The following is a 15,757-nucleotide window of genomic DNA, read 5'->3' as shown; positions in this document are numbered from 1 at the left end:
TGTCCGCACTTAAAGTTATGTTTTCCGTCCAGTGGGAACAGTCACGGTGCTGCATTTGTCCAATGCCGCTGGGATTCATCCTCGTAAGATTGGGGTCCGATCATGGTCAATTTCACCACCAGAGCCGCGGCATTCTTTACGCTGCTTTCATCCATCGCTCTGTTGTTTATTCTTGCATCGCCAGCGTCAGCACATCACGGGTGGAGTTCGTTCGACACACGCTATGCGTATTTCGCCTCCGGCACCATCACATATGTGCGCTGGGGCAATCCGCACAGCGAAGTTCGGCTCAAAGTCGAGAGCACGAAACTTCCCACGAATTGGAAAGAGCGCGACCTTCCTCCCGGAGCGGATGAGTCGAGTGCTCGCGCAACGATGGCGTCTGCTCGCCCTTATGGAGGGGAGCAAAAGGAACTGCGCCTGGTACTCGCCGGCCCTGGCTGGATGGAGCGCTGGGGTCTGGATCGCCCCTTGAAAGTTGGCGAGAAACTTGAAGTGGTGGGTTTTCTCAATTCCAGCCAGGATCGGGAACTGCGTCCGATGATCTTTTGGCTTAGTAACGGCCAGGGCGTTTGGCAGCAGTTGACTTCGCTGCCACAGCAGCCAGAGCCCGCATCGAATCAGCACAGTCAGTGATGCGGATGCTCGTCGATATCCTCAGCTCCATTGAGCGCTCGGGCCTTGGTGAGGCAATACGAACAACGCCCTATCTGTATCCCATCCTCATGAGCCTTCACGTCGTGGGAATTAGCATCTTGGTAGGTCCTGCCCTTGTCGTGGATCTACGGTCGCTTGGGATCGCTCGCAAGGTCGTCCCGGTGACTGTAACGACCCGGTATCTGCTTCCCGTGTGCCACATTGGATTTGCGGTCGTCCTCTGTACCGGAATCGCGATGTTCGTGGCTATTGCGATGGCTGTCGGTGAAAGTCCGGCAGCACCATGGAAATTCGGACTCATCGCTATTGCTGGCATCAATATTGCCGTCTTTCACAAAGGCATTTACCGAACCGTCGAAAAATGGGACTTCGACGCAAGTCCCCCGACGCCAGCAAAACTGGCGGCAAAAGTATCTGCACTTTCATGGACTGGCGTGATCTTCGCTGGGCGCTTCCTAGCGTACTGAACATGCTTGAGGGCGGCCTATTTCCACACTACGATGGGGTCGCCCATTTCCATTCAGCTTCTGATGGAATCTGTACGCATCAACGGAGCGAACGAGAGTTCGCAGCGCGCTCGCGTGCCCCACTCAGTTTTTCCCACGCAGGCCCAATTGTGTTACGACCGGCCGCCATTTGCTAATTTCAGCGCGAATCAACTGATCGAAGTCGGAAGGCGTCCCGACGCTGACAATCATGCCTCGATCGCGTAATTTCTTAACGATCTCGGGAGCATTCATGGCAATGCGAATATCTGCGTTGATCCTCTTGACCAGAGCCCTATCCATATCTTTTGGCCCAAGAATACCGAACCATGTACTGACTTCGTAGTTAGACACCCCAGATTCGGCTATCGTAGGGACGCTGCTGAGCACGGGCACGCGCGTGCGCGACGTAACTGCGATCGCCCTGACATTTCCGGCGTCGATTTGCTCCTTGGCGCCCGGAACCGTGTTGAAGCTGAGTGGCACGTGTCCGCCCATTACATTAGTGAGCGATTCAGCGTCCCCTTTGAAGTAGATAGCCTCGATGTTCGCACCACTCATCGAATTGAACAGCTCACCTGACAGATGCACAGACGTTCCCTTGCCGGAAGTTCCGTAAGATAACAGGCTCGGATCGGCTTTCGATGCGGCAACCACTTCCATAACATTCTGGTACGGGCTATTCTTCGGCACCAGCAGCACATTCGGCACGTCGACTACTTTAGCAACCGGCGTAAAGTCCTCAACGGTGCGGTACGGCAGTTTCTCATACACCAATTCATTTATCGCGTGTCCACTCGCAACGATCAATAGCGTACGTCCATCGGGGGCTGCTGTCGAAACCTGCCGTGCACCAATGGTGCCAGCCGCTCCTGGCCTATTTTCCACCACTACCGGCTGATTCCACATAACGGTAAGTCTGCCGGCCAGATCGCGCGCCACGAGGTCTGTAGCCCCGCCGGGCGCGAACGGCACAATGATCCGTGTTGAGATATTCTGCGCCGTTACAACGAATGGAAAAATGGCAGTAGTCAATATTGCGAGAATGATCCTAAGCTTCATGCTTGCTTCCTGTTGACGTAAGATTTTCTAAGGACAAGCCCAGCAATTCCTGCAGCACTTCTTCGGTGTGCTGGCCACATGTTGGAGGCGAGCTGTAGTGCTCGAGGGGTGTCGCGGACATGCGCATCGGTGACGCTATGAAGGGCACAACGCCACCGCTAACGTGTTTGACGTGACGGACAATTGCGCGCGCGCTTGTCTGTGGATCTGCCAACGCTTCAGCGAGCGTATTGATAGGGCCCGCCACCAGACCAGCGCGCTCAAGCGCCATCAGCCAATGGGCCTTGGTATTCGTGCGTAGCGTAGCCTGTATCGCTTCCAAAAGCGGAGCACGGTTTGTGACTCGTGCGCTGTTTGTCCTAAAGCGCTCGTCATCCATCAGCTCTGCGAGATCGAGGACTTCGCAAAGACGGCGAAATTGAGCGTCGTTACCCGTGACTATGACAATGCTGGCGTCTGCACAGGCGAACGAACAGGAAGGTGATACCGAGGGGGCACCGTTACCGAACCGACCGGGCACTACGCCGGAAACGAGGTAATGACTGGCTTGGTGAGACATCGCCGCCAACTGCGCATCGAACATCGAAATGTCGATGTATTGGCCCTCGGTGCTGCGAGTATCTCTCGCATAGAGGGCAGCCTGAATCGCCAGAGCGGCGTAGGTTCCGGCCATCATGTCAGACATTACTAGCCCAACTTTCAGTGGCCCACCTCCAGGCTCCTCGTCCGGCTTGCCCGTAACACTCATGAGGCCACACATTGCCTGCATCACTGTGTCGTAGCCCATCTGATGCTTACGAGGACCGGTCTGCCCAAACCCACTTATCGAGCAGTAGATGATGCGAGGGTTTATCTTGGAAATGGTGACGTAATCTAGCCCGTACTTGGCGAGGCCACCGGCCTTGAAGTTTTCGACAAAAACATCACACTTTTCCGCTAGCTTCTGAACGGCCTTCTGTCCTTCGGGTGTGCTGATGTCCAACGCGACCGAGCGCTTATTGCGGTTGACGCTGAGATAGTAACTGGACTCGTCGGTAGGCTTTCCTTGACCGTCCACCAAGAACGGGGGGCCAAGGCGCCTCTGATCGTCGCCTCTACCAGGTTGTTCAACTTTAATAACATCTGCGCCCAAGTCGCCAAGGATCTGTGTTCCCCAAGGCCCAGAGAACACCCGAGTCATATCCAACACTCGAATTCCCGCGAGCGGGCGACTATCTATTCTCTCGTTCTTCCCGGCAATAGTTGCCATATTCGCCTCTTACATTGATGAGATCAGATCTTCAAGCAAAAGGCGTGCCACCGTCTGACTATCCATTTTTACGACGAAGGCGCGCGCGACACTTTTGGAAGGATGGCGTCAACAACTTCACAACTGCCTTCTGCAGCTACATTGCAGATGTCGTCGCCTTGCGAAAGGTCTCGTCGCCACCATCCCAACCAGTGTTAATGCGGCTAGCGGCGCTCCTCCCCTATTGGCTAGAGGGTGAAACGATCAACTCCCCGTGCGGTAGGTGGTTATCCCTAGGGTGTCCAGGCGAACAATTACTTGTCCGGTTGTTCGTTGATCTCGGCCAGCCGCTTGTATAGATAGGATCGCGAAATTCCCAGCGCTTCCGCAACCTTCTTCTTATTGCCGTGAAATCGCTGTAGATACTCCACGATGAGATCTGCCTCCATGCGGTCCTTGACCTCCTTCATCGAGCCGTCGCGCGGCGCCACGTTGGCCACGCGCACGGTATCCAGGTGATAGGTGTCGCGCGCCTCGCCCGCCATCTCGAAATCCGCCACCCGGATCGCATCGTCGTCGCAGAAAATGGCGGCGCGTTCGATGGCGTGCTGCAACTGGCGCACGTTGCCTGGCCAAGGCAGAGACTGCAGGAAGCGCAGTGCAGCCGGCTCAATCTCCTTGAGGGGCAGGCCGTGCCGATCCGCGAACTGCTTTAGGAAGGCACCCGCCAGCATGGGAATATCCTCCAGGCGCTCGCGCAAGGACGGCAGGCGCAAGGTAACGGCGCTGATGCGGTAAAACAGGTCCAGACGGAAGGCGCCGCTGTCCAGCATGTGATGGAAGTCGCGGTTGCTGGCCGAGATGAGGCGGAAGTTCGAGCGGTGCAGCGACTCGCCTCCAACACGCTGGAATGTGCCGTCCTGCAAGGTCCGCAACAGCTTCACCTGCACTTCCAGAGGCATGTCGCCGATCTCGTCCAGGAACAGCGACCCGCCATCGGCCTGTTCGAACTTTCCGGGCCTGCCCTTGCGATCTGCGCCCGTGAACGCACCGCTCTCGTAGCCGAAGAGTTCGCTTTCAACCAGGGAAACAGGCAGCGCCGCCGCGTTGATGACCACCATGGGATCACTGGCACGTGGACCCAGCATATGGATGGCATGCGCCACCACGTCCTTGCCCACGCCGCTTTCGCCCAACAGCAGCACGGGCACATCCAAGGGCGCGATCTTGACGATCTGTTCCTTCAGCCGCGCCACCGGTTCGCTGTCGCCGATGATCGCATCCAGGCCGCGATTCGGTCGGTCCATACTGGATAGTTCACGCCTGTAGAAGTTCACCTCCTTGCGCAGCCGGGAAATCTCGGCGCTCATCTTCTGCAGCGCGTCCGGGCTCTTGAACATGACCTGGCCGATGGCGCCGACCACGCGGCGCTGGCGATCAAAGATGGGCGTGCGGCTCACGACCCGCGTGGTGCCGTGCATCTCCTGGGTCTGGCCGATCTCGGCCTTGCCGCTGCGCAGCACGTTGTCGAGCCGCGTGTTCTCGATGACCTCGCGCGCCGGCCGACCCACGCCTTCGCCGCGCGACAACTTGAAGAACTTTTCGTGCACCGGACTCATGTAGCGCAAGGTGCCTTGTGCATCGACCACGTTGATCGCGCCGTACGGATTGGTGATGAGATGCCGCAGGATATCGCCGGCGAAGTCGACGCTGGCCACGAAATTGAACAGCGGGTCCGCGTCGTCGTGACTGCTGACCAGGAAGCACGCCGCCTCGGGCGTGGCCACATGCAGCACGCTGAGCGGCTCGTCCAGGTGCTCGAGCGCGAAGCTGGAAGGGATGGGCCGCAAGGTGCGCGCCGCCCAGCGCTTGGACAGATCTCGCAGCAGTCCAGAGTCGGAGCCGATCCCCGAGGCAAAGCACACCTTGCCGCTGGCGTCCAGCACCACGACGCCGCGCATCTCGTTTTCCATGACGCCTGTGTCTCCGAGTGATTTCGTGTTTTTGGGAAAGTGTTTGCGCCGAAGACACCCACCGCTTCAGGACGTATCCATAGGCGTGGCCAGCCCAGCTGCACTCCCTTTTTATAAGATGGCACGAAACTTGCTTGATGTCATCCACGTGACTTCCCCCCTGGATGACAGATGACACCGCAAGAAAACCTGCCCTACGCGGATTCGCAAAAAAACGGCCTGGAACTGCTGGCGCCGTTGCGCGTCCTGGACCTGACAACCTCGATTGCCGGTCCGTACGCGACGCAACTGCTCGCCGACCTGGGCGCGACCGTGCTCAAAGTGGAAAAGCCCGGCACCGGAGACGACACGCGCGCCTGGGGCCCGCCCTTTCTGCAGGACGTCTCGCTCTGGTACCTCAGCGTCAACCGCAACAAGCACAGCCTCACGCTGGACGTGTCGCAGCCCGAAGGGCGCGAAGTCCTCGATGGCTTGCTGGTGCAAAGCGATGTGCTGGTGCTGAACATGGTGCCCCGCGTGCAGCGCAAGCTGGGCCTGGACTATGACAGCCTGAAAGCCGCCTACCCGGCGCTGATCCATGCTTCGCTCACCGGCTTCGGCCTGACGGGTCCGCGCAGCGATTTTCCCTGCTACGACCTGATCGCCGAAGGCTACGCCGGGATCATGGACCTGACCGGCGAACTGGAATCCGCGCCGCAGAAAGTCGGCACGCCGGCCGCCGACCTGCTGGCCGGCCAGGACCTGGCGCTGGCGGTACTAGCAGCCTACATCGCGCGCGGCCAGCATGGCCGCGGCACGCAGATCGACATCTCTATGCAGTCGAGCATGACGCGCTTCGTCTCGCCACGGCTGCTGCCTTATCTGGGGTCCGGCGAGCTGCCCAGGCGCTCGGGCGGCAAAGATTCGGTCATCGCCATCTACCAGGTCTTCGATACGGCCGATGACCCCTTGTCGCTGGGACTGGGCAACGACAGGATCTGGCAGCGCTTCTGGCAGGCCGTGGGAGATCCGGCCTTTGGCGCGCGTGTGGAGTTTGCCAGCAATGCGCACCGCAGGACGCATCGGGAGGCCATCGTGATGCACATCGCCGAGCTGTTGCGCACGCAGCCGCGCGCGCACTGGCTGGCGCTGTTCGCCGAGCACAACATTCCCGCCGGCCCCATCAACCGGCTGGACCAGGTGGCGCAAGACCCGGACCTGCTGGACAAGGGCCTGATCTATCGCGCCCGCGCCTCCAACGGCGCCATTCCTCAGGTGGGGCTGGGCATAGGCTTTGACGGCTCCCAGCATGTCCACCGCAAGTCTCCGCCCGCACTGGGCGAAGACACCGACGACGTCCTGCGCGGCTGGCTGGGATACGCCGGTCCGCGCATCGACGCGCTGCGCGAGCGCGGCGTGATTTGACCCATTCCATTCTCGATAACCCCACAGATCAAGGACAGCACCATGGAGTTCCAGGACATCCTCTACGAGGAGCAAGGCCCCGTCGGCATTCTGACGCTGAACCGTCCCGACGACGGAAACATGTTCACCGAAACGATGTGCCATGAGATCCGCGACTGCATCAACGCGGTCCGGCGCGAAACGCGCACCCGCGTGCTCGTCATCACCGGGGCCGGCGACCGCTTCTTTTGCCTGGGCGGACGCAAGGACGGCATGCAGGACAGCCAGCTCTACGCAGGCGTGTTGCCGACGCTGGACATGTACGAAAGCATCGACCGCCTGCAGAAGCCTGTGATCGCCTCTGTCAACGGTTACGCCGTGGGCGGCGGCAATGTGCTGCAGATGGTTTGCGACATCACCATCGCCTCGGACAAGGCCATGTTCCGTCAGGTCGGCCCCATGGTCGGCAGCTTCGACGCCGGTTACGGCACCTGGTATCTGGAAGACCTGGTCGGCAAGAAGCGGGCCAAGGACATCTGGTACAGCAACCCCAAGATCTCGCCGCAGGAAGCCGTGGAAATGGGCCTGATCAACCGGGTCGTACCGGCCGCAGAGTTGCGCCAGGCCACGATGGAGCATGCCCTGAAGATCGCCGACCGCGGCGCCTTCGCGCTGGCTTCGATCAAGGGCGCCTTCAATGCGCGCCATGGCGGCGTGGGCGGCCTTTCGCGCATGGCGCACGACCTGCTGCTGCGCGGCTACCTCGACACCTCGGAACATGACGAACTGGCGGCATCGTTCGCGGAAAAGCGCGCGCCGGACGCCGGCAAGTTCGGTCATTGAGACGCTTTGCCGCAACGAGACACCCAATATGAACACCCTACTTACGCTGCAGACCCCGCACGCTGCCCGCCAGTACTACCTGTCCGGCATCTGGCAGCAGGACACCCTGTACACGCTGGCCCGCCATCACGCGCGCGAGCGGCCCGACGCCTATGCCCTGCGCGACCCTTACCGGCGCCTGACCTGGAGCCAGCTGCTCCAGCACGTCGACAGCGTGGCCGAGAGCCTGCACCGGGCCGGACTGCGGCAGGGCGACCGGGTGGCGGCCTGGCTGCCCAGCCGCGCCGAGACCGTCATCCTGTTCCTGGCCTGCTCCCGCGGCGGCTATGTTTATTGCCCATCGCTGCACCAGAACTACACCGTGGCCGAAGTGGTCGAGCTGGCACGGCGCATGTACTGCCGCGCCCTGTTCGCCGCCGTCGGCTATGGCGCGGATGCCGACAAGAAGGACATCTTCGCGCTGGCGCACGAGATACCCAGCCTCAAGCGCTTCTACGCCCTGCCGCGGCCGGACATGCCGCTGCCCCCGGGGGCCCATCCTTTCCCCGACGCCGCCGACCTGCCGCCCGTGCGGACTCCTCCGGTGCTCAACCCGGACAAGATCACCTACCTGGCCTTCACCTCCGGCACCACCGGCGCCCCCAAGGGTGTGATGCACAGCGATAACACGCTGCTGGCCAATGGCCGGGCGCTGGTGCGCGACTGGCACCACACCCAGGATACCGTCGCTCTCAGCCTCAGCCCCATGAGCCATCACATCGGCACCGTGGCGCTGGAGCAGATGCTGGTGGCCGGCATGGAGCTGGCGTTGCACGATCCGGCCGCTGGACTGGCGCCGCTGGACTGGCTGCAAACCTGCAAGGCGACTTACGTCATGGGCGTGCCCACGCATGCCATGGATCTGCTGGCGGAAATGAAGCGCCGCGGGCTGGACAGGCTGGGCGAGGTGCAGGCCTTCTACATGGCCGGTTCGCCCATCCCCCAGGAACTGGCGGAGAAATTCCTGCACATCGGCGTCAAGCCGCAGAACGTCTACGGCATGACCGAGAACGGCTCGCACCAGTACACACTGCCCGACGCCCCCACCGGCGTCATCGTGGGCACCTGCGGACAAGCCTGCAAGGGCTATGAGATCCGCATCTGGAAACAGGAGGATCCCGACGCCGAAGCCGAGCCGGGAGAAATCGGAGAGATCGGCGGACGCGGCGGCCTCCTAATGCTGGGCTACTACAGCAACCAGGAAGCCACCGAAGCCTCGTTCAACGCCTCTGGCTGGTTCATGAGCGGAGATCTGGGCGTGCAGGACGCCGAGGGCAACGTGCGCATCGTCGGGCGCAAGAAGGACCTGATCATCCGGGGCGGTCACAACATCCACCCCGCGCGCATCGAGGACCTCACCCATCGCCACCCGCAGGTGCTGCGGGCCGCCGCCTTCGCCGTTTCGGACCCAAGGCTAGGCGAGATGGTGTGCCTGGCCATCGTCCCCCAGCCCGGCAGCTCACCGCAGGCCGACGAAATCCTCCATCACCTCAACGAGGTCGGCCTGTCGAAGTACGACATGCCCGAGTACTACATCCTGCTGGACAGCTTTCCCATGACCGCCAGCGGCAAGATCCTCAAGCGTGCGCTGATGGACTGGGTCAAGGACGAAAAGATCGCGCCCATCCCCGTGCGCTGGCAAGGCGCCGCCACGAATACCAAGTGAGACACGCATGATTCAGGAATCAACCCTGCCGGGCGGCATCGCCGTGCTGGCCCTGGACCGGCAGAAGGCGCTGAACGCGCTCAGCTTCGAACAACTGCGGAACCTGGACCTGGCCGTCGAACGCGTGTCGGCCTCGGCAGCGCGCGGACTGGTCATCACAGGCGCCGGCTCCAAGGCCTTCTGCGCCGGGGCCGACATCCCGGAGCTGGTGGGACGCACGCTGCGCGACGAGCATGAAGGCGCCCGCCTGGGCCAGGAAGTGTTCCAACGCATCAGCCAGCTGCGCATCCCCTCGGTTGCCGTGATCCACGGCTATGCCTTCGGCGGCGGCCTGGAGCTGGCGCTGGCCTGCACCTTCCGCGTCGCCACGCCCGCAGCCCGCATGGGCCTGCCCGAGGTCAAGCTGGGCCTCATTCCCGGCTACGGCGGGACGCAACGCCTGCCCCGGCTGGTGGGCGAAGGGCGCGCGCTCGAACTCATCCTGTCCGGCCGGACGGTGAAGGCCGATGAAGCCGAGCGCATCGGCCTGGTGAACCAGATCGCGGAGGAAGGCGAGCCCGCGGCCATCGGCGCGGCCTATCTCGCGCCGATGCTCCAGCACGGCCTGCACGCGCTCGACTTCGCCCGCCAGGCGGTCCAGCGCGGCATGCAGACGTCGCTGGAGCTCGGGCTGCGCATCGAACGCGACCTTTCCACCCTGGCCTATCGCAGCGCCGACGCCGCCGAAGGCATGCAGGCCTTTCTCGAAAAACGCCCCCCCTGCTTCAAGGATGCATGACCATGCCTGAATCCACCATCGTCGTCACCGGCGCCAGCCGCGGCATCGGCGCCGATATCGCTCTCTCTCTCGCACGCGCCGGCTTTCGGGTCGCCTGCCTGTCGCGCTCGGGCCAGGCGCCTGAACTGGCGGACGTGCCTGAAGCGCTGCGCGCCCGCTGGCATGCCGTGGCCTGCGACGTCGGCGACGCCGCGCAGATCCAGCGCGCATTCGCCGAAGTCTCCGAACGCGCCTCAGGCCGCATCGCCGGCCTGGTGAACAACGCCGGTCAGCACACCGACGGCGCGGCCGCCACGCTGGCGCCCGCGGCGTTTGAATCCCTGATGCGCAGCAACGCCACGTCCGTGCTCATGGCCAGCCAGGCCGCCTATCCGCTGCTGCAGGCCAACGGCGGCGGCGTCATCGTCAACATGGGCTCGTTCTACGACAAGCTGGGCGTCAAGAAGAATCTGTCCTACTGCGCATCCAAGGCGGCGGTGGGCGCCATTACGCGCTGCCTGGCTGTGGAATGGGCGGCCGACGACATCCAGGTCGTCAATCTGGCGCCGGGCTACGTCATGACCAGCCTGAACCGCGAGTACATGACCAGCGGACCGCTGGCCCAACACCTGCAGAAGCGCATTCCGCGCCGCAGTCCAGCCGAAGCCGCCGAAGTCGCCGACGCGGTGGCCATGCTGTTCTCGCTGCGCTCGCGCTTTCTGACTGGCGAGACCATTTATCTGGACGGCGGCCAGAGCCTGATAGTCTGAGCCCCGCCCAAGCAGCTAGGAGCAATCAATGAACGTACTGCAACGCCTGGACGCCTCCATGCCCTGGAGCCCCGAAGAAGCCATGCTGCTCGACTCGGTGCGGGAGCTGGCGCGCGAGCGCATCGCGCCCAGGGCCGCTGAACTGGACCGCAGCGGCGCCTTCCCCCACGACAACGTGGCCGACATCAACGCCTTGGGGTTGAACGCCATGTTCATTCCCGAAGCCTATGGCGGCTCGCCGCTGTCCTATTCCTGCTATCTGGCCTGTGTGCGCGAAATCTCCGCGGCCTGCGCCTCCACCGGCATCGTCTGGGCCACCAATTTCCATGCCATCAAACCCTTGATCGAATTCGGCAACGAGGAACAGAAGCAACGCCTCCTGCCGCGCATCGCCGAAGGCGGCCTGGCCTCGCTGGTCATCACCGAGCCCTCGGCCGGTTCCGACGCCACGGGCATGCGCACCCGCTTCGAGCCCCGGGGCGACGACATCGTCATCAACGGCCAGAAGACCTTCATCACCAACGGCGATGTGGCCGACGTCTACCTGCTGTTCGGAAAGTGGGCCGGCATCGACGATGCCAAGCGGGCGATCAGCGCGGTCATCGTCGAAAAGGGCGCGCCAGGCCTGACGGTAGTCGGCACCGAGGACAAGATGGGCACCCGCGCCTCCAGCACCGCCACGCTGGCTTTCGAGAACTGCCGCATCCCCCGCGCCAACCTGCTATGCGAGCCGGGCGACGGCCTGCGCATCCTGCTGACCTCGCTGAACCGCTCGCGGCCCAGCGTGGCCGCGCATGCGCTGGGCATCGCGCGCGCCGCCTTCGAGGACGCCGTCGCCTACATCAACGAGCGGCGCCAGTTCAAGCGTCGTGTGCTGGAGTTCCAGGGCATCCAGTTCCTGGTCGCCGACCTGGCGGCCGAGCTGGCGACCTGCGAGGCCTGGCTGTGGCGCGTCGCAGGCATGGTCGACAACCGCGCCGACGACATAGGCATGGAGGCCTCGATCCTGAAGCTCAAGGCCACCGACCTGGCGATGCGCATGAGCACCGAGGCCGTGCAGCTGCTGGGCGGCTACGGCTACTGCAAGGACTATCGCGTCGAACGCCTGATGCGCGACGCCAAGATCACCCAGATCTGGGAAGGCACCAACCAGATCCACCGCCAACTCATCGGCCGCAGCTTTCTGACCAAGGAGTAGTCCATGAACACCATCAAGACCGTAGGCGTCGTCGGATGCGGCACCATGGGAACGGGAATCGCGATCGTCGTGGCCCGCGCCGGCTTCAAACTGCGCGCCTACGACACCCGCGCCGAGCTGGCCGAACAGGGGCGCCGGCAGGCGGCCGGCTTTCTGCGCAAATCGGTGGAGCGCGGCAAGCTCGCGGCCGGCGAGGACGAAGTCATATTGGCCAACTGGCATGCCAGCGACGACATCGAATCGCTGGCCGACTGCGACATCATCATCGAGGCGGTGTTCGAGGATATCCAGGTCAAGCACGAACTGTTCCGCAAGCTGGACCGGATCTGCGCGCCCCACACGCTGTTCGCCTCCAATACCTCCACCCTGTCGATCACCGAGATCGCCGGAGGCAGCGGCCGCGACACCCAGGTCGTGGGCATGCATTTCTGCCTGCCCGCGCAGCTGATGAAGCTGGTGGAAGTCTCGCCTGGCCTGAACACCTCGCGCGAAGCGCTGGATCAGGCATGGGCGTTCTGCGAGGCGCTGGGCCAACAGCCCGTGCTCACACGCGACACGCCGGGATTCATCCTCAACTACTTTCTGGTGCCCTGGCACAACGACGTCATCAACATGGTGGACCAGGGGGTCGCGGAACCGGCCGACATAGACCTGGCGGTCAAGACCGCCCTGGGCTATCCGCTGGGACCGCTGACCTTGCTGGACATGGTCGGCATGGACACCCAGAAGCTCTTGTGCGAGGCGCTGCACGGCAGCACCAATGAGCCGCGAGCGGCCTGCCCCCCTCTGGTCAAACGCATGATTGGCGCCGGACGCCTGGGCCGCAAGAGCGGCGCGGGCTTCCATCGCTACGACAACGACAAGATCTTCGGAGCATGACTACCATGGCCTATCGCATCATTGACACCGGGAACAGCGCGTCCTTCCCCCAAGCCCACGACTTTCTTGCGCAAGCCCAAGCCAGCGGCGAGGGACGGGTCTACATCGGCGCCCAGACCGGCCAGCGCTACCGGCAGGAACAGGCAGAAAGCCAGCAGGCGCCCTTCGTTGCCATCGAACTGGATCTGGAATGCCTGGGCGTGCATACGGGCGACGATGACGACGGCCGCGCCCGCAACGTGGTCGGGTTCGCACGGTTCCGCCTGGGCGACGACGCGCCGACCCGGCTCATCGAACTGGTGCGCAAACCCTACACGAGTCCTGAGGCTCTACAGGCCGCACGAGCAGCCTTCGCCGCGGCCGGCCTGGAAGTCGCTGTCTGCAACGACTTTCCCGGCCGCATCCTGAACCGCCTGGTGCGGCCCTACTACAACGCGGCGCTGCGACGTCTGGACGAGGGCCTGGCCAGCGCCGATGACATGGACACCACCCTGCGCCTGGGCCTGGGGTATCCCGAAGGCCCCATCGCCCTGCTCGGCCGCACCGGCCTGCACCACCATTACCGGGTAAGCCAGGCCTTGTACGAAATGCTGGGCCAGGAAGCCTACGCTCCCGCGCGGCGCGCGCGCGTCGCGTGGCAGCGCCACCTCCAGGAGAGCGGCAATGCAAGCGCTTAGCGACATCACGGTGCTGGACTTCAGCACCCTGTTGCCCGGCCCCCTGTGCACACTGCTGCTGGCCGAGGCCGGCGCGCGCGTCATCAAGATCGAACGGCCGGCCGGCGGCGACGAGATGCGCGGCTACCTGCCCCGATTTGGCGAGGACAGCGTCAACTTCACCCTGCTCAACCGCGGCAAGACCTCGGTGGCGATGGATCTGAAGAATGAAGACGAGCGCGCGCGCCTGCGCCGGCTCGTCGAAGGGGCCGACGTGCTCATCGAACAGTTCCGCCCAGGCGTGATGCAACGTCTGGGCCTGGACTACGAAAGCGTGGCGCGCATCAACCCGCGCCTGGTGTATTGCTCCATCACCGGCTATGGGCAGAAAGGCGCCAGGGCCGGCATGGCCGGCCACGACCTGAACTATCAGGCGCTGACCGGCATGCTGTCGCTGACAGGGGATGCGCAAGGACGACCTCTGGTGCCGCCCACGCTCACCGCGGACTTGGCCGGCGGCGCCTACCCCGCCTTCATGAACATCCTGCTGGCCTTGCGCCAGCGCGACCGCGACGGCAAGGGACGCCACCTCGATGTGGCCATGGCGGACAACCTTTTCACCCTCATGTATTGGGGGCTGGGCAACGGCTGGAGCCAGGGGCAGTGGCCTCGGCCCGGGAGCGACAAGGTCACGGGTGGCAGCTGCCGCTACCAGGTGTACGAGACGGCGGACGGACGCCACCTCGCGGTGGCGCCGTTGGAGGACAAGTTCTGGCGCGCCTTCGTCGAGGTCATCGGCCTGCCGGAGCTGGCCGATGCGGCCGAGGACGACGCCAGCGTGCGCCAGCGCGTCGCGGCCGTCCTGATCCAGCGCAGCGCCGAGGCATGGATGCAGGCGTTCGGCGACGGCGATACCTGCGTCAGCCTGGTCGCCAGCCTGCGCGAGGCAGCGGAGGACCCGCACTTCATTGCGCGCGGCCTGTTCTCGCGCGAAGTCGCCGACGGCGCGAGCCGGACCATGCCCGCCTTGCCGGTTCCCATCGATCCCAGCCTGCGCGTGCCGGCATCCCAGGTCCAGGCTCCGGGCCTGGGAGCACACACGGCGCGCATCTTGGCCGCGCAGGAGGCGACAGAATGAAAGCCCTGTTGGTCAGAAACTTCGCGCCCGCCGGCGACCACCGTGTCGAAACCGTCGCCGACCCCGTGCCTGGCGCTGACGAGGTGTTGATCCAGGTTGCCGCGGCAGGCGTGAACTATCCGGACACGCTGGTGGTCTCGGGCAAGTACCAGATCCTGCCGGCCTTGCCGTTCGTGCCGGGCAAGGACGCCAGCGGCACCGTGCTGCGCACCGGAGCGGATGTGACCGGCTTCAAGCCCGGCGACCGCGTGGTGGCACACATGGAACACGGCGCCTACGCCAGCCAGGCCGTCGCCCGCGCCGCCCACTGCCACCTGCTGCCCGACGGTGTCAGCCACGAAGACGCCGCCGCGATGGGGCTGGTGTTCCAGACCGCCTATCTGGCGCTGCTGGAACGCGGCGGCTTCAGGGCCGGCGAAACCGTGCTGGTCAACGGCGCGGCCGGCGGCGTCGGCGGCGCCGCTGTGCAACTGGTCAAGGCCCTGGGCGGCATCGCCCTGGCCGGCGTCAACACGCCGCAACAGGCGCAGGTGGCCCGCGAGATGGGGGCCGACCACGTGATCGATCTGTCGGTGGAAAACCTGCGCGACAGCCTGCGCGATCAGGTCTGGGCGGCAACCGATGGCCGAGGCGCAGACATCGTGCTCGATCCCCTGGGCGACGAAGTCTTCGCGGCTTCGCTGCGCGCCCTGGCCTGGTGCGGCAGGCTGGTGGTGATCGGCTTCGCGGCGGGCCAGATCCCGACGCTGAAGGCGAACTATCTGCTGCTCAAGAACATCAGCGTCATCGGTCTGCAATGGAGCGACTACCGCGACCGCCAGCCCGAGAAGATCGCGCTGGCGCAGGCGCGGCTGCTGCGCATGCGCGAACAAGGATTGATCCGTCCCAGGCTGGCCGCCGGCCTGCCACTGGAAGAGGTGGCCATCGCCCTGCAGGCACTGGAGCAAGGCCGCGCCACCGGCAAGTACGTCGTCCATATGGAATCCCCCTCGCATCGCCCAATCTGAGAAGGCAGGACATATC

Annotated in this window: 15 protein-coding genes; 12 read left to right on the top strand and 3 right to left on the bottom strand. The window is 63.7% G+C overall.

Translation table 11 applies throughout. The features are described from left to right. The first annotated feature begins 102 nt into the window (after positions 1–102). On the top strand, positions 103–636 hold the full coding sequence (locus tag H0523_RS03570) for a DUF6152 family protein (RefSeq protein ID WP_127185445.1): 534 nt from the start codon (positions 103–105) through the stop codon (positions 634–636). Then, complete coding sequence (locus H0523_RS03565) at positions 636–1,124, top strand: DUF6644 family protein (protein WP_108914246.1); 489 nt, start codon at positions 636–638, stop codon at positions 1,122–1,124. The genes H0523_RS03570 and H0523_RS03565 overlap by 1 nt, the downstream gene beginning before the upstream one ends. 123 nt (positions 1,125–1,247) lie before the next feature. On the opposite strand, the gene H0523_RS03560 is transcribed toward H0523_RS03565, so the two are convergent. The 3 genes from H0523_RS03560 to H0523_RS03550 all read right to left on the bottom strand — a co-directional run bounded on the left by H0523_RS03560 (position 1,248) and on the right by H0523_RS03550 (position 5,405). Beyond that, the gene (locus H0523_RS03560) at positions 1,248–2,204 is read right to left on the bottom strand and encodes a Bug family tripartite tricarboxylate transporter substrate binding protein (protein WP_076409397.1); all 957 of its coding nucleotides are present in this window, start codon (positions 2,202–2,204) and stop codon (positions 1,248–1,250) included. Further along, the gene (locus H0523_RS03555; RefSeq protein ID WP_054448035.1) at positions 2,194–3,453 is read right to left on the bottom strand and encodes a CaiB/BaiF CoA transferase family protein; all 1,260 of its coding nucleotides are present in this window, start codon (positions 3,451–3,453) and stop codon (positions 2,194–2,196) included. The genes H0523_RS03560 and H0523_RS03555 overlap by 11 nt, the downstream gene beginning before the upstream one ends. 293 nt (positions 3,454–3,746) lie before the next feature. After that, entirely contained in the window at positions 3,747–5,405 is a 1,659-nt protein-coding gene (locus H0523_RS03550) for a sigma-54 interaction domain-containing protein (protein ID WP_054428366.1), read from the bottom strand. Positions 5,406–5,576: 171 nt separating this feature from the next. Here H0523_RS03550 and H0523_RS03545 point away from each other — a divergent pair, with 171 nt between their 5' ends. The 10 genes from H0523_RS03545 to H0523_RS03500 are packed head-to-tail and all read left to right on the top strand — an operon-like array spanning position 5,577 to position 15,741. Beyond that, entirely contained in the window at positions 5,577–6,809 is a 1,233-nt protein-coding gene (locus H0523_RS03545) for a CaiB/BaiF CoA transferase family protein (RefSeq protein ID WP_054428367.1), read from the top strand. 42 nt (positions 6,810–6,851) lie between these two features. After that, complete coding sequence (locus tag H0523_RS03540; protein WP_054428368.1) at positions 6,852–7,631, top strand: enoyl-CoA hydratase-related protein; 780 nt, start codon at positions 6,852–6,854, stop codon at positions 7,629–7,631. Between the two features lie 28 nt (positions 7,632–7,659). After that, the gene (locus tag H0523_RS03535; RefSeq protein WP_054428369.1) at positions 7,660–9,336 is read left to right on the top strand and encodes a class I adenylate-forming enzyme family protein; all 1,677 of its coding nucleotides are present in this window, start codon (positions 7,660–7,662) and stop codon (positions 9,334–9,336) included. Between the two features lie 7 nt (positions 9,337–9,343). Next, complete coding sequence (locus H0523_RS03530; protein ID WP_054428370.1) at positions 9,344–10,114, top strand: enoyl-CoA hydratase/isomerase family protein; 771 nt, start codon at positions 9,344–9,346, stop codon at positions 10,112–10,114. A 2-nt stretch (positions 10,115–10,116) separates the two neighbouring features. Then, positions 10,117–10,863, top strand: coding sequence for an SDR family NAD(P)-dependent oxidoreductase (locus tag H0523_RS03525; protein ID WP_054428371.1), 747 nt, complete (start codon positions 10,117–10,119; stop codon positions 10,861–10,863). A gap of 28 nt (positions 10,864–10,891) precedes the next feature. Further along, positions 10,892–12,061, top strand: coding sequence for an acyl-CoA dehydrogenase family protein (locus H0523_RS03520; RefSeq protein ID WP_054428372.1), 1,170 nt, complete (start codon positions 10,892–10,894; stop codon positions 12,059–12,061). Positions 12,062–12,064: 3 nt separating this feature from the next. Next, complete coding sequence (locus tag H0523_RS03515) at positions 12,065–12,940, top strand: 3-hydroxyacyl-CoA dehydrogenase family protein (RefSeq protein ID WP_054428373.1); 876 nt, start codon at positions 12,065–12,067, stop codon at positions 12,938–12,940. A gap of 5 nt (positions 12,941–12,945) precedes the next feature. Continuing rightward, entirely contained in the window at positions 12,946–13,617 is a 672-nt protein-coding gene (locus H0523_RS03510) for a 3-hydroxyacyl-CoA dehydrogenase family protein (protein ID WP_054428374.1), read from the top strand. Next, positions 13,604–14,734: a CaiB/BaiF CoA transferase family protein gene (locus tag H0523_RS03505; protein WP_054428375.1), complete on the top strand. Its 1,131-nt coding sequence runs from the start codon at positions 13,604–13,606 to the stop codon at positions 14,732–14,734. Before H0523_RS03510 ends, H0523_RS03505 begins: the two co-directional genes overlap by 14 nt. After that, a complete protein-coding gene (locus H0523_RS03500) occupies positions 14,731–15,741 on the top strand; it encodes an NADPH:quinone oxidoreductase family protein (RefSeq protein WP_054428376.1) in 1,011 nt (336 codons plus the stop codon). Before H0523_RS03505 ends, H0523_RS03500 begins: the two co-directional genes overlap by 4 nt. The last annotated feature ends 16 nt before the right edge of the window (positions 15,742–15,757 follow it).

The sequence above is a fragment of the Achromobacter insuavis genome (assembly GCF_902859645.1).
Taxonomy (GTDB): Bacteria; Pseudomonadota; Gammaproteobacteria; order Burkholderiales; family Burkholderiaceae_B; genus Achromobacter; species Achromobacter insuavis.
The sequence above is the reverse complement of the archived record's forward strand: the minus strand, read 5'-3'. Positions and strand labels throughout refer to the sequence as shown.

Bases quoted from the DNA above. Each gene is read 5' to 3' on its own strand.
- H0523_RS03550 (WP_054428366.1), bottom strand. From the start codon at position 5,405: ATGGAAAACGAGATGCGCGGCGTCGTGGTGCTGGACGCCAGCGGCAAG.
- H0523_RS03560 (WP_076409397.1), bottom strand. From the start codon at position 2,204: ATGAAGCTTAGGATCATTCTCGCAATATTGACTACTGCCATTTTTCCA.
- H0523_RS03505 (WP_054428375.1), top strand. From the start codon at position 13,604: ATGCAAGCGCTTAGCGACATCACGGTGCTGGACTTCAGCACCCTGTTG.
- H0523_RS03565 (WP_108914246.1), top strand. From the start codon at position 636: ATGCGGATGCTCGTCGATATCCTCAGCTCCATTGAGCGCTCGGGCCTT.
- H0523_RS03520 (WP_054428372.1), top strand. From the start codon at position 10,892: ATGAACGTACTGCAACGCCTGGACGCCTCCATGCCCTGGAGCCCCGAA.
- H0523_RS03540 (WP_054428368.1), top strand. From the start codon at position 6,852: ATGGAGTTCCAGGACATCCTCTACGAGGAGCAAGGCCCCGTCGGCATT.
- H0523_RS03545 (WP_054428367.1), top strand. From the start codon at position 5,577: ATGACACCGCAAGAAAACCTGCCCTACGCGGATTCGCAAAAAAACGGC.
- H0523_RS03530 (WP_054428370.1), top strand. From the start codon at position 9,344: ATGATTCAGGAATCAACCCTGCCGGGCGGCATCGCCGTGCTGGCCCTG.
- H0523_RS03535 (WP_054428369.1), top strand. From the start codon at position 7,660: ATGAACACCCTACTTACGCTGCAGACCCCGCACGCTGCCCGCCAGTAC.
- H0523_RS03500 (WP_054428376.1), top strand. From the start codon at position 14,731: ATGAAAGCCCTGTTGGTCAGAAACTTCGCGCCCGCCGGCGACCACCGT.
- H0523_RS03555 (WP_054448035.1), bottom strand. From the start codon at position 3,453: ATGGCAACTATTGCCGGGAAGAACGAGAGAATAGATAGTCGCCCGCTC.
- H0523_RS03510 (WP_054428374.1), top strand. From the start codon at position 12,946: ATGGCCTATCGCATCATTGACACCGGGAACAGCGCGTCCTTCCCCCAA.
- H0523_RS03570 (WP_127185445.1), top strand. From the start codon at position 103: ATGGTCAATTTCACCACCAGAGCCGCGGCATTCTTTACGCTGCTTTCA.
- H0523_RS03515 (WP_054428373.1), top strand. From the start codon at position 12,065: ATGAACACCATCAAGACCGTAGGCGTCGTCGGATGCGGCACCATGGGA.
- H0523_RS03525 (WP_054428371.1), top strand. From the start codon at position 10,117: ATGCCTGAATCCACCATCGTCGTCACCGGCGCCAGCCGCGGCATCGGC.